At 68.4% G+C, this 24,938-nt stretch carries 24 protein-coding genes and 1 tRNA gene; 16 read left to right on the top strand and 9 right to left on the bottom strand.

What is annotated here, in order from left to right:
• Nucleotides 1–76: 76 nt before the first annotated feature.
• Both ACFQU4_RS05960 and ACFQU4_RS05955 read right to left on the bottom strand, forming a co-directional pair.
• Nucleotides 77–3,046 (bottom strand): VWA domain-containing protein, encoded by a 2,970-nt coding sequence (locus ACFQU4_RS05960; RefSeq protein ID WP_377488040.1) that lies wholly within the window; start codon nt 3,044–3,046, stop codon nt 77–79.
• 29 nt (nt 3,047–3,075) lie between these two features.
• A complete protein-coding gene (locus ACFQU4_RS05955; protein ID WP_377488037.1) occupies nt 3,076–3,618 on the bottom strand; it encodes a hypothetical protein in 543 nt (180 codons plus the stop codon).
• 191 nt (nt 3,619–3,809) lie between these two features.
• Between ACFQU4_RS05955 and ACFQU4_RS05950 the strand changes: the two genes are divergently transcribed.
• The 7 genes from ACFQU4_RS05950 (at nt 3,810) to ACFQU4_RS05920 (ending at nt 9,326) form a co-directional block, all read left to right on the top strand.
• Entirely contained in the window at nt 3,810–4,262 is a 453-nt protein-coding gene (locus tag ACFQU4_RS05950; protein WP_377488034.1) for a hypothetical protein, read from the top strand.
• Between the two features lie 84 nt (nt 4,263–4,346).
• Nucleotides 4,347–5,465, top strand: coding sequence for a lipid II:glycine glycyltransferase FemX (locus ACFQU4_RS05945; protein WP_377488031.1), 1,119 nt, complete (start codon nt 4,347–4,349; stop codon nt 5,463–5,465).
• Between the two features lie 10 nt (nt 5,466–5,475).
• Nucleotides 5,476–6,534, top strand: coding sequence for an alanine racemase (locus ACFQU4_RS05940; RefSeq protein WP_377488028.1), 1,059 nt, complete (start codon nt 5,476–5,478; stop codon nt 6,532–6,534).
• 48 nt (nt 6,535–6,582) lie between these two features.
• A complete protein-coding gene (locus ACFQU4_RS05935) occupies nt 6,583–6,894 on the top strand; it encodes a hypothetical protein (RefSeq protein WP_377488025.1) in 312 nt (103 codons plus the stop codon).
• Nucleotides 6,895–6,962: 68 nt separating this feature from the next.
• Complete coding sequence (locus ACFQU4_RS05930; RefSeq protein WP_377488022.1) at nt 6,963–8,207, top strand: MFS transporter; 1,245 nt, start codon at nt 6,963–6,965, stop codon at nt 8,205–8,207.
• Nucleotides 8,208–8,295: 88 nt separating this feature from the next.
• Nucleotides 8,296–8,754, top strand: a complete 459-nt coding sequence (locus ACFQU4_RS05925; RefSeq protein WP_377488020.1) for an excisionase family DNA-binding protein — start codon at nt 8,296–8,298, stop codon at nt 8,752–8,754.
• A complete protein-coding gene (locus ACFQU4_RS05920) occupies nt 8,754–9,326 on the top strand; it encodes a PIN domain-containing protein (RefSeq protein ID WP_377488018.1) in 573 nt (190 codons plus the stop codon). Before ACFQU4_RS05925 ends, ACFQU4_RS05920 begins: the two co-directional genes overlap by 1 nt.
• Here the strand turns inward: ACFQU4_RS05920 and ACFQU4_RS05915 are convergent.
• Both ACFQU4_RS05915 and ACFQU4_RS05910 read right to left on the bottom strand, forming a co-directional pair.
• Complete coding sequence (locus tag ACFQU4_RS05915) at nt 9,316–10,116, bottom strand: tyrosine-protein phosphatase (RefSeq protein ID WP_377488016.1); 801 nt, start codon at nt 10,114–10,116, stop codon at nt 9,316–9,318. The two genes, ACFQU4_RS05920 and ACFQU4_RS05915, sit on opposite strands and share 11 nt — an antisense overlap.
• A 26-nt stretch (nt 10,117–10,142) precedes the next feature.
• Entirely contained in the window at nt 10,143–10,541 is a 399-nt protein-coding gene (locus ACFQU4_RS05910; RefSeq protein WP_377488014.1) for a winged helix-turn-helix transcriptional regulator, read from the bottom strand.
• Nucleotides 10,542–10,644: 103 nt separating this feature from the next.
• Between ACFQU4_RS05910 and ACFQU4_RS05905 the strand changes: the two genes are divergently transcribed.
• Nucleotides 10,645–11,547, top strand: a complete 903-nt coding sequence (locus ACFQU4_RS05905; RefSeq protein ID WP_377488012.1) for an NADP-dependent oxidoreductase — start codon at nt 10,645–10,647, stop codon at nt 11,545–11,547.
• A 6-nt stretch (nt 11,548–11,553) separates the two neighbouring features.
• On the opposite strand, the gene ACFQU4_RS05900 is transcribed toward ACFQU4_RS05905, so the two are convergent.
• Together ACFQU4_RS05900 and ACFQU4_RS05895 are read right to left on the bottom strand one after the other, a co-directional pair.
• Nucleotides 11,554–12,768 (bottom strand): hypothetical protein, encoded by a 1,215-nt coding sequence (locus tag ACFQU4_RS05900; protein WP_377488010.1) that lies wholly within the window; start codon nt 12,766–12,768, stop codon nt 11,554–11,556.
• Nucleotides 12,761–14,245: a glycosyltransferase family 87 protein gene (locus ACFQU4_RS05895; protein ID WP_377488008.1), complete on the bottom strand. Its 1,485-nt coding sequence runs from the start codon at nt 14,243–14,245 to the stop codon at nt 12,761–12,763. Before ACFQU4_RS05895 ends, ACFQU4_RS05900 begins: the two co-directional genes overlap by 8 nt.
• 22 nt (nt 14,246–14,267) lie before the next feature.
• On the opposite strand from ACFQU4_RS05895, the gene ACFQU4_RS05890 reads away from it, so the two are divergent.
• Nucleotides 14,268–15,011, top strand: coding sequence for an SDR family oxidoreductase (locus ACFQU4_RS05890; RefSeq protein ID WP_377488006.1), 744 nt, complete (start codon nt 14,268–14,270; stop codon nt 15,009–15,011).
• 13 nt (nt 15,012–15,024) lie between these two features.
• Here ACFQU4_RS05890 and ACFQU4_RS05885 read toward each other — a convergent pair whose 3' ends face one another.
• Together ACFQU4_RS05885 and ACFQU4_RS05880 are read right to left on the bottom strand one after the other, a co-directional pair.
• Entirely contained in the window at nt 15,025–17,487 is a 2,463-nt protein-coding gene (locus tag ACFQU4_RS05885) for a transglycosylase domain-containing protein (protein WP_377488004.1), read from the bottom strand.
• Nucleotides 17,480–17,899, bottom strand: a complete 420-nt coding sequence (locus tag ACFQU4_RS05880) for a DUF5318 family protein (protein WP_377488002.1) — start codon at nt 17,897–17,899, stop codon at nt 17,480–17,482. The genes ACFQU4_RS05885 and ACFQU4_RS05880 overlap by 8 nt, the downstream gene beginning before the upstream one ends.
• A 222-nt stretch (nt 17,900–18,121) precedes the next feature.
• Here ACFQU4_RS05880 and ACFQU4_RS05875 point away from each other — a divergent pair, with 222 nt between their 5' ends.
• From ACFQU4_RS05875 to ACFQU4_RS05865, 3 genes are read left to right on the top strand one after another with little or no spacing between them, the layout of a single operon-like run.
• On the top strand, nt 18,122–19,243 hold the full coding sequence (locus ACFQU4_RS05875) for a mandelate racemase/muconate lactonizing enzyme family protein (RefSeq protein WP_377488000.1): 1,122 nt from the start codon (nt 18,122–18,124) through the stop codon (nt 19,241–19,243).
• Nucleotides 19,236–19,904, top strand: a complete 669-nt coding sequence (locus ACFQU4_RS05870) for a FadR/GntR family transcriptional regulator (protein WP_377487998.1) — start codon at nt 19,236–19,238, stop codon at nt 19,902–19,904. Before ACFQU4_RS05875 ends, ACFQU4_RS05870 begins: the two co-directional genes overlap by 8 nt.
• 31 nt (nt 19,905–19,935) lie before the next feature.
• Nucleotides 19,936–20,322: a nuclear transport factor 2 family protein gene (locus ACFQU4_RS05865; protein ID WP_377487996.1), complete on the top strand. Its 387-nt coding sequence runs from the start codon at nt 19,936–19,938 to the stop codon at nt 20,320–20,322.
• Here ACFQU4_RS05865 and ACFQU4_RS05860 read toward each other — a convergent pair whose 3' ends face one another.
• Nucleotides 20,323–20,808: a CGNR zinc finger domain-containing protein gene (locus ACFQU4_RS05860; protein WP_377487994.1), complete on the bottom strand. Its 486-nt coding sequence runs from the start codon at nt 20,806–20,808 to the stop codon at nt 20,323–20,325.
• A gap of 61 nt (nt 20,809–20,869) precedes the next feature.
• On the opposite strand from ACFQU4_RS05860, the gene ACFQU4_RS05855 reads away from it, so the two are divergent.
• From ACFQU4_RS05855 to ACFQU4_RS05840, 4 genes are all read left to right on the top strand, one after another.
• Nucleotides 20,870–21,022 carry a hypothetical protein gene (locus ACFQU4_RS05855; RefSeq protein WP_377487992.1) on the top strand — a complete coding sequence of 51 codons (153 nt, stop codon included), beginning with the start codon at nt 20,870–20,872 and terminating at the stop codon, nt 21,020–21,022.
• Nucleotides 21,023–21,095: 73 nt separating this feature from the next.
• A tRNA-Ala gene (locus ACFQU4_RS05850) sits at nt 21,096–21,171 on the top strand.
• A 477-nt stretch (nt 21,172–21,648) separates the two neighbouring features.
• Nucleotides 21,649–22,047 carry a (deoxy)nucleoside triphosphate pyrophosphohydrolase gene (locus ACFQU4_RS05845; RefSeq protein WP_377487990.1) on the top strand — a complete coding sequence of 133 codons (399 nt, stop codon included), beginning with the start codon at nt 21,649–21,651 and terminating at the stop codon, nt 22,045–22,047.
• A complete protein-coding gene (locus ACFQU4_RS05840; protein WP_377487988.1) occupies nt 22,044–24,929 on the top strand; it encodes a DUF3427 domain-containing protein in 2,886 nt (961 codons plus the stop codon). The genes ACFQU4_RS05845 and ACFQU4_RS05840 overlap by 4 nt, the downstream gene beginning before the upstream one ends.
• Nucleotides 24,930–24,938: the final 9 nt, after the last annotated feature.

The following is a 24,938-nucleotide window of genomic DNA, read 5'->3' as shown; positions in this document are numbered from 1 at the left end:
CCGGAGCTGACATTCGGCCCGGTCGCGGCCCAACCCGCTCGGCCCACGCCACCGTTGGGCCCAACTCATCGCTCGGTCAGGGCCGGCGCTCGGGACCGGAAGCGTCGTCGTCGAGGTCGTCGAAGTCGAAGGACCAGTCGTTGTCGCCGGCCCGGGCGGGCGGTGCCGGCTGATCGTGCCGTGGCGGCCCGGCGGGCGGTTGTTGATCTTGGCCGGGTTGAGGATGCGGGCTCAGTGGAGCCTGCTGATCTTGACCAGGTTGAGGATGCGGGCTCAGCGGTGCCTGCTGAGCTTGGCCAGGTTGAGGGTGCGCGCTCGGCGGTGCCGGTTGATCTTGACCGGGTTGAGCGTGCCAGCCCGTCGGCGCCTGCTGAGCTTGACCGGGTTGAGAGTGCCAGTTCGTCGGCGCCGGTTGATCTTGGAACGGCTGATCGGTGGACGGCGTCGGGGCAGGCCCGTCGAACGGTCCGGCGGCCACCGGTACGGGCGCGTCCGGCCCGGCGCCCGAGGCATGGAGGCGGGCTACCAGGTCGGGGACCTTGCGTTCGATGTCCTCGGCCATCGCCTGCAGCCGGTCCGGGGTCAGATCGGCACCGATGAAGATCAACAGCTCGGCGCGGTCGGGCGGGCCGGACGGGTCGTGCTGCACCACCCAGGTGTTGTGGACGGCGAGCGGCAGGCGGGCGTCCCGGCCGGGACCGTACGGATTCGCGTCGGTCGACGAGGCGCCGATCAGGCCGGGCGAGGTCACCACGACGAAGCCGGCGCCGAAGGGCGACCGGCCGATCGTCGTACGCAGCGTCGCCCCGTCCGCCTCCGCGGTCCGGGACCCGGAGTTGGACAGCCGCACCATGTCGGTGAAGTCGGCTTCGGTGAGCCGGAACGGGCCGCCGTCGCGGAGCACCCGGCCGCCGGTCGGGCCGGCCTCGACGGTGATCGGGATCCGCCGGGCCAGCAGGGCCCGGCTCGGGATCGTCGCGGTCAGCCACTTGGCCAGGTAGAGCAGGCCGAGCGGGATGCCGGGGCCGAGGATCAGTGCCGCGATCAGCGCGGCGGCGAAGTTGATCGGGTTCAGCGGCCGGCGCAGGTCGGCGGTGAAGTCGATCTTGACGTCCATCGTCCGGCCCGGCTCCCGGTCCGGCGACAGTTTGATCGTCACGGCCCCGTTCAGGCTGCCGTTGCCGCCGTCGGCGGTGGTCAGCCGCAGCGGCAGGTCGGCCGTCTTACCCTCGTCGATCCAGAGACAGTTGCGCGGTTCGTTGTTGCCGGAGGTGATCTTGACCTCGCCGATGCCCTCCGGACCCGACTGGATGTCCAGGTCCGACCCGGCCTCGGCCCAGACGCAGCCGGGACCGGTCACCGGCAGCGTCGCCGTCAGGTCCGCCGGACCCTCGGCCGAGCCGAAGTTGATCTTGCCGGCCGGCACCGGGAAGCCTTTCGCGGGGCCGATGGTGACCGGGACATCCACGATCCGCGGCGCCAGCTGGGTGCCGGGCACCCGCTTGCCGTTGGCGTCGACGGCCGCGGCCGTGGTGATCGCGAGGCCGAGCCGGAGGGTGGCCCGGCCCGGGGGCACCTTGGTCAGGTCGATGGTCCGGGGCGCCGTGATCTCGCCGGCGCTCGCCTGGTCGGCCAGCACGATCTGCTTGCCGCCCGGCACGGTCAGCACCGCGCCGAAGTTCGCCGTACCCAACAAGGAGCCCGGGTCGATCGCCTTGCCGTCGGCGTTGACCAGGCCGAACCTGACGTTCTTGATCGTTTCGCCGGCCCGGAGCGTGCTCTTCTTCGCGTCCGGCCAGGCCGGGTAGATGTCGCCGGACACCTGGATGTTGGTACGGGAGCGGGCCTTCGGCGACTTCGCCTTCGGGTCGACGAACACGACCGCCCACTGACCGGTCCAGTCCGCCCGGCCCGGCCGGGCCAGGTCGATGCTCACCGTACGGTTCGACTGCCAGCTGTAGTTGATCTTGATCCCGCCGGACTCCAGCTCGGTGGCCCGGCCCGGCTCGCCGCGCTTCAGCGTGATCAACTTCCCGTCCGGCCGGACCAGGACGACGGTCAGCCCGTCGACGTTGGCCGAGCCGAGGATGTGGACCGAGTTGAGCGAGTTGTCCAGCACGAAGGCGTGCCGCTGCCGGCAGACCTCGCCCTGGCAGACGCCGGCCTCGGTCTGGGTCGGCTCGCTGGACGGGTCACGCAGCCGGTCGAACGCGAACAGCAGGTCGTCGATGTTGCTGGCCAGGGTGAATTCGCCCGGCGGCGGTTCGGTGATCTTGCCGCAGGTCTCCTCACCGGAGGCACCGGTCGCGATCGACCGCATGGTGTCGAAGTCGGACGCCTTCGCGTCCGCCCCGCGCAGCCCGATCGCGAACAGGGTGACCCGGTTGCCGCGCAGCTGGTCGGCCAGCCCGCCGGGCCGGCAGAGGTCGCGCCGCGCGGTCGTCTCGGCCTCCCGGACCCGGTCCTCGGTGTCCAGGTCGAGGTCGGGCGCGTACGGCTTGTGCTCGCCGTACCGTTCCCGGTCCTCGGCGGTGCGGCGCAGGTCGAGATCGAGGGTGCCGTCGGTGAACCAGACGATCGCCTGGCACCGGTCCGGGTCCTTCGCGGTCCGCGCGGCGAGCGCCTGCCGGGCGCCGTTCAGCCCGTTCCAGTAGTCGGTCTCGTAGCCGGAGTTGCGGTCCCGGAACGAGTCCAGGGCCGAGGTCAGGGTGCGGGTGCCGTCGCCGGCCAGCCGGACCCAGCCGCCGACCTCGTTGTAGTCGGAGGCGAACCCGGCGACGGAAACGTCCAGGGCCACCTTTCCCTTGCCGGTGAACGCCTCGAGCTGGTTCAGCAGATAACCCGCCGCGGTCACCCGCGCGCCGTCCGGGTCGGTGGTCTTCAGGCTGCCCGACTCGTCCATCAGCACCACCAGGTCGCCCTTCTGCTGCGACATCAGGCAACCGCCGAAGACCTCGATCGCCGACTTCTCCTTCGCCGCCGCGGGGGTCGCCGGGAGCACCACCAGACCCAGCACCGCAAGGGCGTACGCAAGCACACCCAGCATCAGCCTGTGGGTCCGGCGGCGGGTCGTGATCACAGGCGACCCACCCAGAAGGCGATCCGCAGCGCCGCGACGATGACGGCCACACCGCACAGGACCAGCGCCGCGACATAGGCGGGCCGCACCCAGGTCGGCGCCGCGTACACCGGCCGGGCCCGTTCCGCCGTGTCCGCCTTGATGAAGTACGCCAGCACGCCGATCGCCACCGGCCCGGCCAGCACCCAGGCCGTGATCGCGAGACCGGGGATCGCGCCGAGCAGCGCGGCCAGCAGGAGAGCAACCAAGGAGATTCCCGCCGCCAGACCCAGGTACGGCAGCGGCGGCCGCGCGATCTCCAGCGCCGCAACGCCTCCGACCGTTCCGGAACCGGTCCAGTCGGTCCCAGCGAGGCCACCCTGGTCGCCGCCCCCGCCGAACGGATCACCCGACGCCACACCACGCGAGACGTCCTGGCCACCCGGGCCGAGCAGACCGGAGCCGCCCGGGTCGCCCGCGCCGGAACCGTCCGGCCGCCGAGCCTGCTGCGGATCCGGATCGGCGAACTCGGAGAAATCCCACGGGTCGGGGTCAGGCACTCCGCCACCTCCAACCGTCTGTCGTCAGGTGGAAAAGCTACCCGAGTCGGGAAAGCCCGTGGGCCCGCCTTCCCGGGCTCGGACGGTTTTTCACGTTGCGTGAAAAACTGGCGCTTCCCGCGAGAAGTAACTCACGGGAAGCGACAAGAAGTGTGGGGAAGTAGGGCCAGTGGGATGCGTACGCTGACCGTATGAGCCACGACCCGGCCGGCTCGCCGCGACCGTTCGACTTCGGCGACGACCCTGCGCCCGCGGAGCCCGGCCGTCCCGCCAGTCATCCGTTCGAGGACCAGGCGGTCGAGCCGCCGGGCCGGCGCCGGTTCTCCTGGGTGGCGCTGATCATCGCGGTCGGGGTCGCCGTCCTGGTCGGCGTCGGCGGCTACGTCCGTACGGCCGCGTACGCCGACGGCTGGGACGTCGACTCCGGGATCCGCTGGATCGCACTCACCGTGCTGTGCGTGATCGCGATCCTGGTGGCCATCGTCCTCGGCATTGTCGCGGTGGTGCGGGGCCGGCCGTCCGCGTCGGGCGGGTCGCGGATTCCGCTGCTGATCGGCGTCATCGCGCTGGCCGCCGCCCTGGTGCTGCCGTGGGTCGCGTTGGTGCTCGGCTCCTCGCTCGCCCCGCTGCCGCCGGCCCGCTGAGGCCCGGAACGACCGGCCCGTACCCACAAGACAGTCGCCGGAACGGTTCGGCGGGAGCGGCGGACGGCAGTATGGTCTTGCCCCGTGGCCATCACCGTGCGCACCATCACGACCGAGGAGCATGTCGCGTTCAATCGCGAGCAGCCCAGCGTGAGCTTTCTGCAGACACCGGCGTGGGCACGGGTCAAATCCGAATGGCGCGGCGAATCCCTGGGCTGGTTCGACGAGGGCGGCAAGCAGATCGGGGCCGGGCTGATGCTGTATCGCCAGCTGCCCCGGATCAAGCGCTACCTGGCGTACCTGCCGGAGGGCCCGGTGATCGACTGGGAGTCCGACGACATCGGCGCCTGGCTGACCCCGCTGGCCGAGCACGCCCGCCGGCAGAAGGCGTTCGGGATCCGGATCGGCTGCCCGCTGGTCGCCCGTCGCTGGCACACCGAGACCGTCAAGGCCGCGATCGCCGACCCGAAGCTGTCGCGACTCAGCCAGGCGTCGCCGGATGTCGTCAACCACGCCGCCACCCGGACCCGGAACCAGCTGCGCAGCCTCGGCTGGCGCCCGCCGAACGCCGAGCAGGGCTTCGCCGCCGGCCAGCCGCAGTACGTGTTCCAGCTGCCGATCGCCGACCGCACCACGGCCGAGGTGCTGAAGGGGATGAACCAGCTCTGGCGGCGCAACATCAAGAAGGCCGACAAGCTCGGTGTGACGGTCCGGCAGGGCACGGTGGACGACCTGCCCGCCTTCCACACGCTCTATGTCGAGACCGCCGAGCGTGATCACTTCGGCCCGCGCCCGCTGTCGTACTTCCAGACCCAGTTCCGTGAGCTGCAGGCCGAGGACCCGGACCGGATCCGGCTCTACCTGGCCGAGCACGAGGGCGACCTGGTGGCCGCGACGACCTGGATCCGGGTCGGCGACCACGCCTGGTACTCGTACGGGGCAAGCTCGACGGCGAAGCGTGACGTCCGTGGCTCCAACGCGATCCAGTGGCGCATGATCACGGACGCGATGGTCGCCGGCGCGACGGTGTACGACCTCCGCGGGATCACCGAGAGCGTGGACGCCGACGATCCGCACCTCGGCCTGATCCAGTTCAAGGTCGGCACCGGCGGCGACGCGGTCGAGTATCTGGGCGAGTGGGATCTGCCACTCAATCCCGTGCTGTACAAGGCATTTGACCTGTACCTCAAACGGCGCAGGTAACCTGATCGCCGTGACGGGACTTACGCTGCGTCTGGACGCAGCCCGCTGGCGGATGCATCTGCAGACGGTGGCCGGTGCCACGCCCGGCCTGGTGCCGGTCGCCAAGGGCAACGGTTATGGGTACGGGCTGCGTCGGCTCGCCGCCGAGGCGGAGCAGACGATCGGGGTGGACACCATCGCCGTCGGGACCGCCGTCGAGGTGGCCGAGGTGCACGACGTGTTCGGCGGCGACATCGTGATCTTGACGCCCTGGCGGCCGGACGACGAGCTGGCGACCGAGCTGGCCGGCGACCCGCGGATCATCACCACGGTGTCCCGGGTGGCCGACCTGGAGGCGTTGACCGACCTCAACCGGGATCCCCGGGTGCTGCTCGAGGTGCTCACCTCGATGTGCCGGCACGGGATCTTCCCGGACGAACTGCGCCGGGTCCGGCCGCTGCTGGAGCACATCAGGTTCGAGGGCTGGACGATCCACCTGCCGATGCTCGACGAGGGCCGGTACGCGGAGGCGGAGCGGCTCGGCCGGACGGCGCTGGAGGCGGCCCAGGGTCCGCTCTGGTTCTCCCACCTGCCGGCCGAGGACGTGGCCGCGGTGGCCCGGCAGCTCGGCGGCGCCGGCGCGGCCGCGGTGCCGACCCGGCTGCGGCTGGGCACCCGGCTCTGGCTCGGCGACCCGTCCAGCCGGACCTCGACCGCGACCGTGCTGGACGTGCACCGGGTCAAGCGCGGCCAGCGGGCCGGCTACCGTCAGCGCCCGGTCTGGGCCGACGGCTGGATCCTGGTGATCGCCGGCGGCACCTCGCACGGGATCGGGATGGAGGCGCCGACCCCGGCGACCTCGGTCCGGCAGCGAGCGGTCTCGGTGGCCACCGGCTCCCTCGCGGCGGCCGGCCGCGCCCTGAGCCCGTTCACCGTGAACGGGAAGAAGCGCTGGTTCCTGGAGCCGCCGCACATGCAGTCGAGCCTGGTCTTCCTGCCGGCCAAGGAGACCCCTCCGGCGGTCGGCGAGGAGGTTCCGGTGGAGCTGCGGCTGACCACGGCGACCGTCGACCAGATCGTCGAGGCGTAGCCTCCGACATCCCCCGGTGCGGCACCGTTCTGTGCCAGTCTGTGCCGCGTGACCCAACCCCCTCCGCAGTACGCGGCGCAGCCCCCGGCCAAGGATCCCGCTATGGTGATGGGGATCGTCGGTCTGATCCTGGCGTTCTTCTGCGCCATCGTCGGACTGGTGATCAGCATCATCGCGTTCCTCAAGTCGAGGAAGGCCGGCTTCACCAACATCCCGGCCCTGATCGGGATCATCGTCGGCATCCTGGCGACCGTCGGCTGGAGCATCGGCGGCGTCAACCTCGGCAACGTCGTCGCCAAGTGCGGCGAGCTCGGCCCGGGCGTGCACCAGGTCGACGGCGTCACCTTCACCTGCAGCTGATCCGTCGAACCTGATCGATCAGGTTCGAAGAAGCCTGCGGGGACCGGACGAATCTAGAGTCCGGTGCCATGAGCACGACTGAGGCGCCGGCCAACCTCTCGTACCGGGAGGTGCTGCGGGACCGTCGGGTGGCCGGCCTGCTGCTGGGCGATCTGCTGGCCGGGATCGGCACCGGGATGATCATCGTCGCGATGCCGATCCAGACGCTCGCCATCCACGGAACGCTGCCGCGGGCGATCGCGATCGGGCTGGTGGAGGCGGCACCGTTCGTCCTGTCCACCCTGCTGGCGCTGGCGATCGGGCTGGGCCGGATCCGGGTGCCGCCGCGGCTGCTGCTGATCGCCGACTGCGTGCTGCGGTCCCTGACCTTCGCGACCTTGGGGGTGCTCGGGATCACCGGCCGGCTGACCCTGCCAGTGCTGATCGGCGGGCTGCTGGTCGGCGCCGTGTTCCGGATGGCCGGCTCGTCCAGCCGGCGACTGCTCGCCACCGAACTCGCCGGCGACACCGGCCGCTACGCCGCCAACGGGCTGCTCGGGCTGAACGCCAGCTTCGCGCTCTACATCGTCGGCCCGGTGCTGGGCGGCGTGATCGCGACGACCACCGCACCCGGCGTCGCCCTGCTGATCGACGCGGCCGGCGCGCTGGTGCTGCTGGCCGCGGTGATCATCGTCGTACCCCGTTCGGTCCGGCCGCCGCAGCCCGATCCCGCGGACCCCGCGCGGCCGAGGTCCGGCTGGCAGATCCTGTTGCGCCGTCCGGTGGCCGCCCGGCTGCTGCTGGTGGTGTTCTTCTTCAACCTGCTCTACATGCCGATCGAGATCGCGCTGCCGCTGCTGGTCCGGGACCGGCTGGCCGCCGACGCCGCCGCGCTCGGCCTGCTCTGGGGCGCGCTCGGCGTCGGCGCGCTGGTCGGTGCGGCGCTGGTCAACCAGCTCCGCCGGCTGCCGCAGCAGCAGTTGCTGATCATGATCATCGGCCTCTGGGCGCTCTGCCCGATCGCCCTCGCGTTCGTCGGCTCACTGCCCCTGGCCCTGGTCGTGTTCGGACTGGGCGGCCTGGTCTGGGCACCGTTCACCCCGGTCGCGTACAGCTTCCTGCAGGCCGGCCTGAAACCGGACGAGCAGCAGCAGGTGGTGACCCTGTGGACCACCGGCTCCGTGGTCGCGGCACCGCTCGGGTTGTCCCTCGGCGGCCCGCTGGTCGAGGGTGCCGGAGTCACCGGCGGCCTGGTCCTCTCCGGCGCGCTGACCCTGCTCCTGGTCCCGATCGCAGCGCTGGCGGTGCTGCGCAGAGCCGAGCATCCGGAGTGAAGTTCCGCCGTGACCAACGAGCATGACCATGCGGTTGCGTCTGCTGCGAATATTGCGGATACTTCGGATACACGGATCGGAGACCATTATGAGTACTGCATCGCTTCCCCCGTCGCTGCCGGATGAGGTTGCGGTCAGGGAGGCCGATGTCGCGCTACGACGCATCAAGAGGTACCTGTCCAGCCACACCGAGGAGCAAGTGATCCGCGTTGTCGTCGGGGGCGACCCTGATGAGACGCTGGCGGTCCCGCGGAATGCCATCGAGATCCTCGCCAGGATCCTGACCCACATGGCTGCTGGGCAAGGGGTCTCAGTCGTTCCGGGACGCGCCGAACTCACCACGCAGCAGGCGGCCGATCTGCTCAACGTGTCCAGGCCGTACCTCATCAGCCTCCTGGAGAGCGGCAAGATCGCCTTCCGGAGGGTCGGTAAGCATCGCCGGGTTCGAGCGGACTCCCTGATGGAGTACAAGCGCAAAGATGATCATGAACGGCGCACAGCCGCCGATGAGCTGTCGGAGCTCAATCAGGACATGGGACTGTACTGATGCCCTTCGTCGTCGTCTACGACGCCAACGTCCTCTATCCGAGCTGCGTCCGCGACCTCCTCCTCCGAGTTGCGCGCGCCGGATTGGTTCAGGCCAAGTGGACCGATGAGATCCTCGACGAGGTCTTCCGCAACATCAAAGCGAACCGACCGGATCTGGACCATGCTCGGCTCGACCGGACACGGACACTCATGAACAAGGCCATCGCAGACGTCCTGGTCACCGGCTACGAGCCATTGATCGAGGTCCTCGATCTTCCCGACCCAGATGATCGCCATGTCCTCGCAGCGGCGATCAAGTCCAGTGCGCAAGTGATCGTCACAGAGAACGTGAAGCACTTCCCGCCGGAAAGGCTGAAAGCGTGGACCGTCGAGACTCAGGGAGTCGATGACTTCGTCCTGGGCCTGATCGACCTCGACCTCCCGAAGGTCTACGCCGAGGTGCAACTCATGGCCAGCATCTGGAAGAACCCGCCGAACTGCACCGTCGAGGATGTGCTGAATGCCCTCGAACACGCTGGTCTGATCGAAAGCGTGGCCGCGCTACGCGAACGGGGCCCGTTCAGGCCCTGAGCTTGGCGCGCAGGCGGGCGGTGTCGGCGTCGGTCCAGCCGATCGACGTCAGGTACGGCAGCACGCCGCCATGGTTGCGGTCCAGGTGGCCGAGCACGTGTTCCATGGTTTCCGGGCGGGTGTGGTGCGAGGACAGCGGCCGGCCCTCAAGATTCGCCGCGTACGTCTTCGAGCTGCGCAACCGGTCCACGATCTCGGCGACCTTCTCCGTGCTGGCGGCGTAGTCGGCGATGATCTCGGCGCGGTCGGCGCCGGCGACGGACAGGGCGAGCGCGACGACGGTGCCGGTCCGGTCCTTGCCGGCGGCGCAGTGCACCAGGGCGGCGCCGGGCGCCTCCGCGATGTCGCGCAGCGAGGCGAGCACCGAGTCGGGCCGGTCGGCCAGGTAGGACAGGTAGAACGAGGCGGAGGCGTCGGAGACCTGGACGCTCGGCTCCAGGTCGATCCAGGGCAGCGCTTCGGCCGGCGCGGCCTCGACCTTGTCGTGCGGCTGGTCGCCGCGGACGTCGGGATCGCCCTCGCGGAACATCGAGTGGTGGTGGATCCGCACATCGCCCCGGCCGTTCAGCGGTCCGGGGCCCTCCGACTGCACCTCCAGCGTCGAGCGCAGGTCGATCACGTCGGTCAGCCCGTACTGGAGCAGGGCGGCGATGTCGTCGACGGTCAGGGACTGCAGGTTGTCGGACCGGAGCAGCCGGCCGGACTTGATCTTGTCCCCGTCGTCGGTACTGATCCCGCCGACGTCACGCAGGTTCACCAGGCCATCAAGATCAATCCAGTTCGGAGTCACGCCTGTGAGTCTAGTCGGCGGCTTTCTCAACCCCGGCGGTCGTAGGAGCGCTGCGCCCGGTCCACCTCGTCCATGTTGGCCTCGGCCCACACCTTGAACTGGCTCATCAGCACCGCCAGCGAACGACCCAGCGGAGTGAGCGCATAGTCAACCCGGACAGGGACCTCGGCCGTCACGCGGCGGGTGATCATGCCGTCCCGTTCCAGCGTGCGCAGGGTCTGCGTGAGCATCTTCTGGCTGACCCCGACCAGCCGTTGGGCGAGACCGGAGTAGCGCAGATCGCCCTCGGCCAGCGCGGTGATCACCAGGGTCACCCACTTGCTGCTCAGGCTGTCCAGCAGCCGCCGGCTGGGGCACTCGGCGAGGTACGCGTCGTACGCGATCTTCGCCTCCTGCCGGCGCTGCGTCGCGGTCCGGGTGGCCATCGGACTCACCTTCTTCCCACTTACGCACTTTCAGGTGCCTACTTCCCGATGGGAAGTTACCTGCTCAGACTGAAGGGCGTCAACCGAAACGAAGGGAGTTCCCATGAAGGCCGTTGTGATCACCGAACCCGGCGACGTCGAGGCGCTGCAGCTGATCGAGGTGGAGCCGCCGGAGCCGCGGACCGGCGAGGTCCGGCTCCGGGTGCTGGCCGCCGCGGTCAATCCGGTCGACCTGGACACCAGGGCCGGCTTCTTCCACCGCGCCGGCTGGATCACCGGCGACCGGGTCGGCCTGGGCTGGGACGTGGCCGGGATCGTCGACCGGGTCGGACCGGACGTCGCCGGCCTCCGGCCCGGACAGCTCGTGGCCGGGCTGTTGGACCGGCTGGACGTTCCGATCGGCACGTACGCGGAGCAGCTGGTGCTGCCGGCCGCCTCCGTGGCCCCGGTGCCGGACGGGCTGGGCGCGGTCGCCGCGGCCACCGTTCCGCTCAACGCGACGACGGCGATCCAGGCGCTCCGCCTGCTCGACCGCTCGGCCGGCGACCGGTTGTTGATCACCGGTGCCGCCGGGGCCGTGGGCGGTTACGCCGTGCCGCTGGCGAGCGCCCAGGGGTGGCGGGTCACCGGGCTCGCCCGGGCCGAGGACCGCGAGTTCGTGCTCGGCGCCGGGGCGTCCGACGCGGTCACCGAGGTCGAGGACGGAGCCTTCGACGCCGTGCTCGACGCCGCCGTCCTCAACGACGCCGCGCTGGCCGCGGTCCGGGACGGCGGGACGTACGTCAGCCTGACCCCGGCCGCCCTGCCGGCCACGGACCGTCCGGTCAAGATCACGGCGGTCCGGGTCTCGGCGAACGCCACCGATCTCGCCGAGGCCCTCCGGCTCGCCGCCGCCGGCACGCTCTCGGTCCGGGTCGCCGGCACATTGCCGCTGGCCGAGGCCGGCACCGCACACCGCTGGCTGGCCAAGGGCGGCGCCCGCGGCCGCTGGGTCCTGCTCCCCTGACGTACGTCAGCTGGCCCAGTGGCCGGTGAAGAACAGCCAGCACCACCAGAGCATGATCAATACCGACAGCGTGAACGCGGTCACCACCAGCACCCGGTGCACGATGGCCAGGGCCGGCCGGCGCGGCTTCCAGGTGCCCCAGCTGGCCACCATCAGCCAGAGCGGGAACCACAGCAGCACGGCGCGATTGACCGAGAAGAACCAGTACGACATCGAGAACGCCAGCACCTGCACCGCGACCCAGCTGGCCTCGGCCCAGAGCCGCCGGACCAGGCACCAGACGGTGACCACCACGCCGAGCGCCATCGACGCGACCTCGAACCGGAACACCTCGGCCCAACCCGGATGATCGGCATACGCCCCCGGCTCGATCGCCGGCAGCGTGTTCAGGAAGGACTGCCAGGGCCAGGTGAAGCCGCGCGCCCAGCCGGACTCCTGGGCGGCGAACCACGCCGTCCAGGAGCCGGTCAGCAGATAGAGGAAGATCACGAAGCCGGCCAGCACCGAGGCCGGGATGATCAAGAACGCCAACCGCCGGAGCCGGGCCGGCCAGCCGATCTTGCGGGTGGTGATGATCATGACGAACAGGGCGCCGATCAGGAACAGCCCGGACACCCGCAGCGTGCAGGCCAGCGCGGTCAGGCAGGCGGCGGCGAACCAGCGGTCGGACCGGGCGCGATCCCAGGCCCAGAAGGCGGCGGCGCAGAACAGCGACTCCGTGTACGGGACGGTGGTGAACACCGCCGTCGGCGCGAACAGCCAGGCGATCGCCGCCCACTGACCGCCGAGCCGGGCCAGCGCCGCGGCCGCGAAGGCGGAGCCGATCGTCGACAGGATCACCCCGGTCACCGCGACCGGGATGCCGAACAGCAGGCCGAGCGAGAGCAGCCCGGGCAGTCCGGGGAAGAACGCCATCAGGTTGGGCGCCGAGAGATAGCCGCCCTGGGCCAGCTGTCCGAAATGCTGGACGTCCCAGTTGCTGACCATCGAGGTCAGGGTGCGCTGCTGGGTCAGCGCGAGCAGCAGCGCGACCAGGCAGATCAGGCCGCGGCTGAGCAGCCAGGCCTGGACGACCGCCCGGCCGCCACTGCGGGCCAGCAGCCGTTCCGGCAGTCCGGTCGCGAACGCCGGCAGGCCGCGCGGCGCCGGCCAGCGCCGGGACCGGACTCGGGAACGCGCCGGGCGGGCCCGCGCCGGGGCCGCCGGCGTCGGGTCACCCATCGGGGTCGGGGCCGGCCGCCCGGGCCGGCACGGCCGAGGTCGCCGCCGGCCTGGACCACAGCCCGGCCAGCGACCAGCCGCGGTCGGTCGCGCGGTCCAGCACCCCGCCGCCCGGATCGTCGGCGCCGCCGGCCCGGACGATGTCCCGTTCCGGGCGCAGCGCGTCCAGCACCACCTGCACGACGAGGTAGCACTGGACGACGATCCGCAGGATCACCGCGACCCAGTAGAGCCGGTCCGCCGAGCCGTCGGCCGGCTTCAGGACCCCGGCCAGGTGCCACCAGATCGCGGCGAAGTAGAAGAGTTCGGCGGCCGTGAACAGCCACCAGTCCCGCCAGCGCGGCCGGGCCAGGATCAGCAACGGCAGCAGCCAGAGCACGTACTGCGGCGAATAGACCTTGTTGGTGATCAGGAAGGCCGCGACGACCAGGAACGCCATCGCCCCGAACCGCGGCCGGCGCGGCGCCGCCATGATCAGCCAGCCGATGGCCAGGCAGGCCGCCAGCAGCAGCACGGTGTTGACCAGATTGAGCGCCGGGACCGGGTGGCCGGCGAGCTCGAAGACGTACCAGAGCGAACCGAGATCACCCTGCCGGTCCGAGTTGAAGGTCCAGAACGCCAGCCAGGATTCGGGCGCCAGCAGCACCACCGGCAGGTTGACCAGCGACCAGCTGATCATGAAACCGCCGAGGGTCGCGAACAGGTCGTTCAGCTTCTTCGTCCGTACGCAGAGCAGGATCAACGGACCGAGCAGCAGCACCGGATAGAGCTTCGCCGCCGTGGCCAGGCCGAGCAGCACCCCGGCGACGATGGGCCGCTTGCGGGCCCAGAACAGGCAGCCCAGGGCGGTCAGCGCGATCACCAGCAGGTCCCAGTTGACCTGCGCGGCCGCCGCGACACACGGCGAGGCGGCCAGCATCATCGCGTCCCACGGCCGCCCTTCGACCGTACGCACCTGGGCCCAGACCGCGACCAGGAACAGCACCCCGAGCAGGACCTGGTTGACGTCGACGAACAACAGCGTGGAGGCGACCTGTTGCTGATCGCTCAGCCCGGTGCCCTGCGCGCCGCCGAGGAACCGGGTGATCAGCCGCTCCAGCTCGAGGAACCAGCCGGTCAGCACCGGATACTCCAGCACCGGGAAGTCCGGGCTGGACTGCAGGTACGGCGTCAGGCCGGCCATCAGCCCGCGGCCCTGATAGAGCAGCCCGATGTCGGAGTAGCACATCAACCGGAAGTGGTCCGGCGCCTGCCCCGGCATCGTGATCCGGCACGGGATCCGGAAGATCATCCCGACCAGGTACGTCAGCGTCGCGACCGCCAGCGTCACCCGGACCGGACTCCACCAGACCCGCCCAGCCGCCGCCCGCCGCCCGAGCGGCCCGCCGAGCCGGTGACTGACCAGCCGGACGAACCCGTCCTCGGCCGACGGCTCCGTCACGACATCCCTGGGCCGGGCCGGCTGATCAACAGTCATCGGAGGTGACTTTACTCATGACATGCCAGACTGGCGCATGAGCGATTTCGACGGCCGGACGGTGTTGGTGACCGGAGCGAGCGGCGGGATCGGCGGCGCGACCGTACGGCAGCTGGTCCGAGCCGGCGCCGAGGTGATCGCGAGCGGCCGGTCCGAGGAGAGTCTGGCCGCGATCGTCGAGGAGACCGGGGCGCGGCCGCTGCCCTTCGACCTGACCTCCGAGGACAGCATCCGGACCGCCCTGGACGGCGTCGACCTGTGGGGCGTGGTGAACTGCGGCGGCTTCGGCGGCGAGATCGCAACCCCGACCGAGACCGACATCGCCGTGTTCGACCAGGTGATCAACGTCAACGCCCGCGGTGCCCTGCTGGTGATCAAGTACGCCGCCCGGACCATGCAGCGGCTCGGCCGGGGCGGCTCGATCGTCAACGTGTCCAGCCAGGCGAGCCTGGTCGCACTGCCCGGCCACATCTCGTACGGCTCCTCGAAGGCGGCCCTGGACAACATCACCCGGGTCTCGGCGCTGGAGCTCGGCAAGGACGGCATCCGGGTCAACAGTGTGAACCCGACCGTGGTGATGACGCCCATGTCGGCCTGGTACTGGGGGCGCGAGGACATCGAGCGCCCGTTCCTGGAGGCGATGCCGCTCGGTCGTTGGGCCACCGAGGACGAGATCGCCGCGCCGATCGTCTTCCTGCTCAGCGACGCCGCGTCGATGATCACCGGCGTGAGCCTGCCGATCGACGGCGGCTACAGCTGTCGCTGACCCGGCGCACCGCTCAGCCGGTGCCGTCCGATGTCGCGTCGCTGCCGAGGATCGTCCCGCTGGAGTCCGAGCGGCCGCTGCTGCCCGAGTCCGACGATCCGCTCGAGTCCGAGCTCCCCGAGGAACCGCCGGAGTCGTCGGTGGACCCGCCGGAATCGCTCGAGCCGTCGGAATCGGACTGGTCGTTCGAGCCGCCTGAGTCGGAGCTGCCGTCCGAGCTGCTGTCGGAGTCCTGGCCATCCGAATCGGCGTTGCCGCTCGGCTCCTCGCTGGGTTGTTCCGACGGCTCCTCACTCGGCTGCTCCGACGGCTCCTCGGTGGGCTCCTCCGACGGCTCCTCGGTGGGCTCCTCCGACGGCTTCTCGGTCGGTTCCTCGCTCGGCTTCTCGGTGGGCGTCTCGCTCGGCTTCTCGGTGGGCGTCTCCGTCGGCTTCTCGGTCTCCGGCTTCTCCGTCTCCGGCTCCCGGGTCTGCTCCTGCTGGTCATCGCCCGGATCGTCGTCCCGGGGCCGGTCCAGATTGACCCAGGCCGGCTCCTCGAAATCCTCCACCGGCTGGTCCTTGGTGGCCTTCTTCATGTAGTCGGCCCAGGTCAGCGCCGGATACGTACCGCCGAAGAAGGTCTTGTCACCCGGCCGGGCGTAGTCGTCCAGATTCGCGTTGCCGCCGTCGCCGGCGACGTACATGACCGAGGTCGAGATCTGCTTGGTGTACGCGACGAACCAGGCCGACGTGATGTCGTTCTTCACGCCGTCCTTGGTGCCGGTCTTGCCGGCGACCGGACGGTCCAGCGTCTGCACGGTCTGGCCGGTGCCCTCCTCGACCACGCTGGACAGCGCGTACGTGACGTCGTGCGCGATGTCCTCGCTGACGGCACGCTTCTCGGCCGGCTTGGCCTCGTAGATCACGTTGCCGGCGGCGTCGGTCACCGAGTCGACCACGTGGTTGCCGACGTGAATCCCGTCATTGGCGTACGTGGCGTAGGCGCCGGCCTGGTCGAGCGGGCTCACCTCGGCCGCACCGAGGGCGATCCGGGTGTTCTCGTCCCAGCCCGGTCCCTTCGGCGCCCCGGCCGCCTCGGCCGCCTTGCTGATCTTGCTCGGGCCTTCGTCCATCTCCACGGTCAGGTCGACGAACGCGGTGTTGATCGACTCCGCGGTGGCCCGGCGCAGGCTGACCGAGCCGTACTCGTAGTCGAACTCGTTGCGCACCCTGACCGGATCGCCGTCCGGGGTGAACGAGTTGCCGTTGAAGTACGAGCGGAGGCTGTAGCCGTCTTCCAGGCCGGCCGCGAGCGCGTACGTCTTGAAGGTCGACGCGGTCGGCCGCGGGGTGGTCGCCCAGTTCCGCGAGTTCGCGACGTAGTCCGGGCCGCCGTAGGCAGCCAGCACCCGGCCGGTGCCGACCTCGACCGACGCGATGGCCGCGTGCAGATCGGACTTCTTCTCGTCGGCCGCGTCGGCGGCCTTCTTGGTCCACTTCTGCGCCGACTTCACGGCCGCGTTCTGGGCCGCCTTGTCGAACGTCGTGGTGATCTTGAGGCCGCCGCCGTTGATCGTGCTGGAGTCGAAGCCGGCCGCCAGCAGCTCGGCCTCGACCATCTTGAGCAGGAAGCCCTTCGGCCCGCCGTACCGCTGGTTCTTCTCGATCTCCGGGAACTTCGGCAACGCCTTGGCGTACTTGGCCGCCTCGGTCGGCGTGATCGCGCCGGTCTCGGCCATGCTCTGGGTCACGTACCGGTAGCGCTCCAGCAGCCGCGGATTGTGGCCGTCGTCCACGTCCGGGTCGAACACGGTCGGGTTGTTCAAGATCGCGGTCAGCGCCGCCGCCTGCGGCACCGTGAGGTCCTTGGCGTCGACGTCGAAGAACGACTTCGCGGCCGCCTGGATCCCGTACGCACCACGACCGAAGTAGATCGTGTTCAGGTAGCCCTCGAGGATCTGTTCCTTGGTCAGGTCCTTGTTGAGCTTGTAGGCAAGGAAGACCTCCTTGAACTTCCGGGCCAACGTCTGCTCGGAGGTCAGGTACATGATCTTGATGTACTGCTGGGTGATCGTCGACCCGCCCTGCAGCGAACCACCGGTGAGGATGGACCAGGCGGCTCTGATCATGCCCGGGATCGAGATCCCCGGATCGGTCCAGAAGTCCCGGTTCTCCGCCGACACCAACGCGTCCTTGATCGACCGCGGCATCTCGTCGAACGTCAGCGGCTGCCGGTTCTGGGTGGCGAAGCTGCCCAACTGGGCCTTGCCGTCGTTGTAGTAGACGAAGCTGGTCGCGGTCTGGAAGTCGGCGTTCGGGTCGGGCAGTTCGGTGGTCTGATAGCCGACCACGACGATGGCGGTGGCGCCGATCAGCCCGATCAAGATCAGGGCGACCAGGCTGCGGACGATCCGGCGGGCCCAGCGGCGGCCCTTCGTCTGCTTCTTCCCCGACGTGCTGGCGTTCTCGCGCGACCCCGAAGGGCGCTCAACCATAGATGTCCTCGACGGTTTGCTGCCGACGCGGGGGCTTGCGCTTCACCCCGTCCCCGAGCAGGTACGACATGATCATGAAGTTCCAGCTGCAGCCCCGGCACACTTCGACCACGACGACCTTGAACTCGCCGAACTCGTGCGCCATCTCCTCCAGCTCGGCGGTCCGCTTGATCCGGCCCGAGTACTGCCCGAGCTGGTCGCCGAACACGTAGTGCAGCTGGGTGAGTTCGGTCGAGTCGCAGACCGGGCAATTCCCGTCCACCGACTCGCCGTGATGCTTCGCCGCCCGCAGCAGCATGGGGTCGGCGTCACAGGCCTCGCGCCGGGCCAGCCGACCGCCGGGACGCCGCAGCGAGGCCAGGGTCGACCGACGCTGCAACGCGTAATCGACGACCTCCCGCTGGGACCACATGGGCTCAAGGGTACGTGCCGATTTCGGCGTTGGCGATATCGAAGTTGGGGTCGGACGGAGAGGACGCACAAGCAGAAATCACGGACGGGGCGGTGCCAGAGTTCCCGAGCGAGTGGACATCGTCGGCCGTCGGGCGGCGTGTCGTGACGACCGTCACGCTCTCGTACGGTAATGCGGTCCGGCACCTTGTCACGATGAATTTCCAATTTGTACGATGAATTCATGTCCGACCGCATTCGTACCCTGAAGCTGTCCCTGGCCTACCTGCCGCTCGCCGTACCGATCAGTGACGCGAAGGTGCTCACCGGCCGGCAGCGCCCGTTGACCCAGGTGGCCCTGCTGTTCGCCGAGATCACCACCGAGGAAGGCTTCGAGGGACTTGGCTTCAGCTATTCGAAGCGGGCCGGCGGGCCCGGGCTGTTCGCCCATGCGCGGGAGATCGGCGGCGACGTGATCGGCGAGGATCCGAGCGACATCGGCAAGCTCGGCACCAAGCTGGTCTGGGCGGGGGCGTCGGTCGGTAGGAGCGGCCTGGCCACCCAGGCGATCGCCGCGATCGACGTGGCGCTGTGGGATCTCAAGGCCAAGCGAGCCGGCTTGCCCTTGGCCAAGTTGCTCGGCGCGCACCACGATGCGGTGCCCTGCTACAACACCTCGGGCGGATTCCTGAACGCGCCGCTCGAGGAGGTGCTGGAGAACGCCGCCGGTGCCGTGGAGCGGGGCATCGGCGGGATCAAGATCAAGGTCGGGCAGCCGGATCAGCTGGCCGACCTGGCCCGGGTCGAGGCCGTCCGGACCGCGTTGCCGTCGTCGGTCGCGCTGATGGTGGACGCCAATCAACAATGGGATCGCGGGACCGCGCTGCGGATGGGCCGGCAGCTCGAGTCGTTCGGGCTGGTCTGGATCGAGGAGCCCCTGGACGCGTACGACGCCGCCGGGCACGCCATGCTCAGCGCGCGGCTGGACACCCCGATCGCCAGTGGCGAGATGCTGACCAGCGTGGCCGAACATCGGGCCCTGATCTCGCAGAATTCGGTGAGCTTCCTGCAGCCGGACGCGCCGCGGGTCGGCGGGATCACGTCCTTCCTGCGGATCCTGGCGCTGGCCGACGAGGCCGGACTGAAGGTGGCGCCGCACTTCGCGATGGAGCTGCACCTGCACTTGGCCGCGGCGTATCCGGGTGCGGTCTGGGTGGAGCATTTCGACTGGCTGGAGCCGCTGTTCCAGGAGCGGCTGGAGATCGCGGACGGGCGGATGCTGGTGCCCGATCGGCCCGGGATCGGCGTCTCACTCAGTGATCAAGCCCGGGCCTGGACCGTCGAGGCGGCCGAGTTCGGTGGCTGAATCCCTGACTCAGCGGGTCGTCGGAGAGTTGACCCGGGAGATCGCGGACGGGGTGGTGGCGGCCGGCGAGCGACTGCCGACCGAGGCGGCCCTGATGCAGCGGTTCTCCGTGTCGCGGACCGTGGTGCGGGAGGCCGTGGCGCGGCTGCGGGCCGCTGGGCTGGTGGATTCACAGCAGGGGCGCGGGACGTATGTGCTGACTCGGCCCAGCGGCGTGCGGTTCGAGTTCGGCGAGGCTGCCGCGCGGGGCGTGCCCGAACTGCTGGAGCTGGCGGAATTCCGGATCGGGGTGGAGTGCGAGGCGGCGGCCCTGGCGGCGCGGCGGCGTGATGATCAAGATCTGGTACGGCTTCGGAAGGCGGTCCAGGAGCAGCGGGCGGCCGTCGATGCTCCCTCACGTTCCATCCAGGCCGACTTCGACTTCCATCATGGGATCGCTCGGGCTTCGCGCAATCGCTACTACGCGGACCTGCTGTCCGCGATCGGGCCGATGATGATCATCCTGCCCAAGGGGCGACGGAAGGCCGGGCGGCCGGCCGACCCGGTCGGAGCCGAACACGACGCGATCCTGACCGCGATCGATGCCGGCGATCCCCAGGCCGCCTCGGCCGCGATGCGTACCCATTTGATCAACTCCGCCCACCGCCTCCGCCGCGAGTGACTCTGTCAGTGCGGGAATCTAGAGTCGGATCATGATCGACACCGCAGCCCTCGCCGAACGCTTCCTGACCACGCTGGAGGCGCGGGACTGGGAAGCCTGGCAGGCCTTGCTGGCCGAGGACGTCGTGTACGAGTTGCCGCAGACCCGAGAACGGATCCGCGGCCGAGCGGCGTACCTGAGGTTCAACGAGACCTACCCCGGCGACTGGCACCTGACCCCGAAGGTGATCATCGGCGACGGGCAGCGGGCCGTGATCTGGTTCGGCTGGCTCGTCCGCAGCCCCGAGGGCGACGAAGCCGCGGATGCCCAAGTCTTCTTCGAGTTCAACGATGCCGGCATCATCACGAAGGTGACGGACTTCTGGCCGGAACCCTACGAGCCACCGGCCCGCCCGGAGGGCCTCATCGAGCGCTGGTGATCACCGAGCGGCGCGCGCCCGATGGCGCCGGACGGCGTCCCGGTTGGCGCAGGCCGGACTGCAGTACCGCTGCCGCCCGTTTCGGGTGAGATCCACGTACACGCGATCGCAGTCGTCGACGGCGCAACGCCCGAGCCGGTTCATGCCCCGCCCCGCCAGGTGCAGCGCCGTGCCGGCCGCCATCATCGCCCCCACCTGATGCCCGACAGTGATCTTGTCCGGCCGATAGTGCAGATGCCACCCCGTACCGGCGTGATCGGTCAACGTCGGAAAGGAGCAGTAGGCCTCGGTCATCGCATTCACCCGCCTCCCCCGCTCGTCGGAGTCCGCGGCATCGACGACCGCCAGCCACTCCCCGACCGCCCGCTCCACCTTCCCGAGATCGTCGTCGGTGATCGGCAGCTCCCGTACCAGGCCGTGATCATCACAAACCTGCCGCAGCTCGTCCGTCGAGGTAGGTGGCCGGTTCGCCAGATCCAGTGCCATCACCACACCATCGACGCCGTAAGGGTTGAGTTGCATAATCCCATTACAGCATCCTTGGTGCATGACCGCGACCCGCGACCACGAGCACCACTGGCAGACCGCCTCCGAACACACCACCAGCCAAGGCCGCCTCGCCTACCAGTCCTGCCCCTGCGGCCGCTGGCGCATCCTCCGCCTGCACACCCTCAGCACGGTCGTCGCCGGAGCCCGCTGACCCCGGGTTTCGCGTTGGCCCGACCCGCCCGCGATGCCGTACCATCGAGCGTCGAGCAGCTTCGGCCGCTCACGGGGCCATGGCGCAATTGGTAGCGCATCTGCTTTGCAAGCAGAGGGTTAGGGGTTCGAGTCCCCTTGGCTCCACCAGGCGAGTTCGTGCGAGGTCAGCTACGGCAGCTGATCAACGAGCGAAGGGGTCCCGTTCATGAAGCAGTTGCTCCTGTCCGAGAAGCCCCGCCCACCGTGGCGGGGACTGTCACGGACGGAGTTCCTTCATGGCTCATTCTCCCCACAAGCAGTGGAAAGGCTGTCAGCTCTGCAAGCCGCACAAGCACCGCGCTCACGGTAGGTCGGTACGTGAACCGTGGTCGGTGCTGCGCAAGTTCGGCAAGAAGCGTCGGGTGCGCCGAGGCGATCTCGGTCGGTACGAGTGGTGATCAACGGTTTGCCCGGACCGTGCGCGACAGTGGTGGCCGGCTCGAAGTGACCATCCGGCCGAGCAGTACCGCGACGGGCGGCCGACGCCCGCCGTGGACCGGCTCGAAGTCCGAATCTCGATGCTTTTCGCCAGGGCGCAAGGGTCGTCTCGCCTAAGCTGCTGATCAGCCGCCGAGGAAGGGCCTGATGATCAAGCAGATCGATGTTGTGGGAGCCGTGGTGATCAGGGAGGGCAAGGTGCTGTGCGCACAGCGAGGTCCCGGTGGCGCGCTCGCAGGGCTGTGGGAGTTCCCTGGTGGCAAGATCGAGACCGGCGAGACTGCGCGGGAGGCATTGGAGCGCGAGATCCGCGAGGAGCTCTGCTGTGACATCACGGTCGGCGACGAAGTCACCACCACGGTCCATGACTATGACTTTGGGCGCGTGACCCTGACGACCTACTTCAGCGATCTGATCTCGGGCGACGTCCGGCTCACCGAACACTCCGATGTCCGTTGGCTTGAGCCAAGGAGCCTGGCCGACCTCGACTGGGCTCCGGCGGATCTACCGGCTGTTGAACGCGTCATCAAAGCCTTCGCTTCATGAGACCGGACCTCAACTGGGCCAGCCAGTTCCGAGTTGCCGTCGACTATGGCTATCTCGAAGCAGAAGGACGAGAGCCTCCCCAATACCACCCGAAGCTCGTTATCAATGAGAACGAGCTCTCGATGCTGCATGCCCTCCGCGCCGAACTAGTACGATCGTCCGAGTTTCTGTTCTCAGTCGCATTCGTCAGTCCGCGCGCGATTGCTCTGCTCAAGCAGGAGCTTGTTGAGTTCAAAGGCAGCGGAAGCATCGTGACATCCGACTACCTGTCATTCAACTCGCCCGCGGCGTTCCTTGAGTTGCTCGCCCTACGGAAGGTGGGCATTGATGTGCGCCTTCACCGATCTGACAAGTTTCACCCGAAGGGTTACATCTTCAAAGATGGGCGTGCCGTCACCGCGCTCGTCGGTAGCTCCAATCTGACGGAGAATGCCCTAGCCCGAAATCACGAGTGGAACCTCAGGGTAACTGCCGCCCCAGCCAGCGATCTGGCGCACCAATTCGACCATCTCATGAGAGCACAGCTCGAGGACTCCGAGCCGCTCACCCAAGAATGGATCGACGCCTACTCCGACACCTACTCGCCGCCGCCCTCTCGCCAAGGCCGGGGTTCCAATTCGGTGATCACACTCGACCTTCCGGGTCAGATCACCGCAAACGCGATGCAGGAGTCCGCACTGGCTGCGCTTGCGCAGGTACGAGAAGCAAACGAACAGCGAGCGATCATCATCTCCGCGACCGGAACCGGCAAGACCATTCTCTCGGCTCTGGACGTGCGGGCGTTCAATCCTCGTCGACTACTCTTCGTAGTTCACCGTGAACAGATCCTCGACAAGACCATCGAAGAGTATCAGTTGGTCCTTGGTGGCATTCCGACCGAATACGGAAAGCTTACGGGTGGCGCCAAGCAGAGTTCATGTCGATACGTCTTCGCGACAGTGCAAACTTTGTCTCGGCCCGACGTTCTCAGCTCCTTCGATCCCGAAGATTTCGAATATGTGATCATCGATGAGGCTCACCGATCCGCGGCACCCACGTACCGGCGAGTGCTAGACCATTTCAGGCCAGCCTTCCTTCTCGGAATGACGGCGACTCCCGAACGAACGGACAGCCTCAACGTCTACGAGCTGTTCGACTACAACGTGCCATACGAGATCCGCCTCGGCGAAGCACTCGAGGCGGACATGCTCGCACCATTCCACTACTACGGAATCACTGACATTGCGGCACAGGACGGAACCATCCTTGACGCCGATACAGACCTCACCCAGCTGACTTCATCGGAACGTGTCCAGCACCTCCTGCGCACGATCGACACGTACGGTCAGGCTGCCGTTCGGCCACGCGGGCTGATCTTCTGCAGCCGAAAGGATGAGGCCAGGGCGCTTTCCGCGGCGCTCAATGAGCTCGACCTCCACGGGCAGCGGCTTCGTACCGCTGCAGTCACCGGCGACGATTCGACCGAGCAACGAAATTCGGTCGTTCGATCCCTGGAGCGCGGCGATCTCAATTACATCCTCACCGTCGATGTCTTCAACGAGGGTGTCGACATCCCCACGGTGAACCAAGTCATCATGCTACGGCAGACTCAGTCAACGACTGTCTTCGTGCAGCAGCTCGGGCGAGGACTCCGTAAGGCTGCCGGCAAGGATTACCTCGTCGTGATCGACTTCATCGGAAACTATGCCAACAACTTCATGATCCCGATGGCTCTTTTCGGCGACGAGTCCCTCAACAAGGAGTCGCTACGCCAGAAGCTGATCTCCGCCGAAGAGATCGGCGTCCTCCCCAATCTGTCGAGTGTGCGCTTCGACCAGGTCGCCCAGGAGCGTGTGCTGCGCTCGATCGCGTCGACCAAGCTCGACAGCTTGCCCCGGCTGAAATCTGCACTTGAGACGATGCGTAACCGTGTCGGTCGCATCCCTTCACTCTGGGACTTCCTGCGCTTCGAGGCCACCGATCCGGTGTTGCTGGCGACGAGGCGGCGGCACTTTCCCGAACTCGTACAGGCTCTGCTGAAGGAGCCTACCGGGCTGACGGTGTATGAAGACAAGCTTCTGTACGCCTTGTCGCACGAAATCTTCACGGCGAAACGCCCTCACGAACTGGCGCTGCTGTCTCAACTCCTTGATGGAGCAACGACGGTCGAGGCCGCCATCGACCGCCTGGAGTCCGAAGGAATCAGCACCACGCCTTCCCAGATCGAAAGTGCCATTGACTCCCTGACCTTTGCGAAGCATGCCGAAGCTGACCGCGCGAAGTTCGTCCCGCTCGCCGTCAGGCGGTCTAATGGCTCGATCCAACTGGTTGATCCGTTCCGAGTGCGGTACCTCACCTCAGATGCCTTTGCCAGCGCCGTTGACGATTTGATCCGCACGGGACGCCAACTCGTATCCTCTCGCTACGGCCTGCGAGGGCTCTTTGCGCCCGGCAGGCAGTACACCCGAAAGGAGACAGCTCGAATTCTCGGCTGGCCACGCTCGTTCGCCGCAACGATCTATGGGTACAAGGTCGACGCGAAGACGGGCGTGTGCCCGATCTTCGTCACACTCCAGAAGTCGGAAGATATCTCTGCAACGACCGCGTACGAAGACGCGTTGCTGGGTGCCTCGACGATGCGATGGTTCAGCAGGAGCAAACGGACCCTTCGGAGTGCCGAGGTACGCGCCGTTGTCTCCGGCGAGGTCGATTTGCACGTGTTTGTCAAGAAGAACGACAGCGAGGGTTCCGACTACTACTACCTCGGGCAAGCAACACCTGCAGATCCTGAGGAAACGACGATGAAGGACAGCGAGGTCAGCATCGTTCGCATGCTCTTGCACTTCGAGACACCCATTGATGCCGCGATGGTCGACTACTTCCGACCGGAGATCACTGGCTGATCGGACTCC

It is taken from the genome of Microlunatus sp. GCM10028923, assembly GCF_042666975.1.
Lineage (GTDB): Bacteria > Actinomycetota > Actinomycetes > Propionibacteriales > Propionibacteriaceae > Microlunatus.
This window is presented reverse-complemented; position numbering and strand designations above follow the sequence as displayed.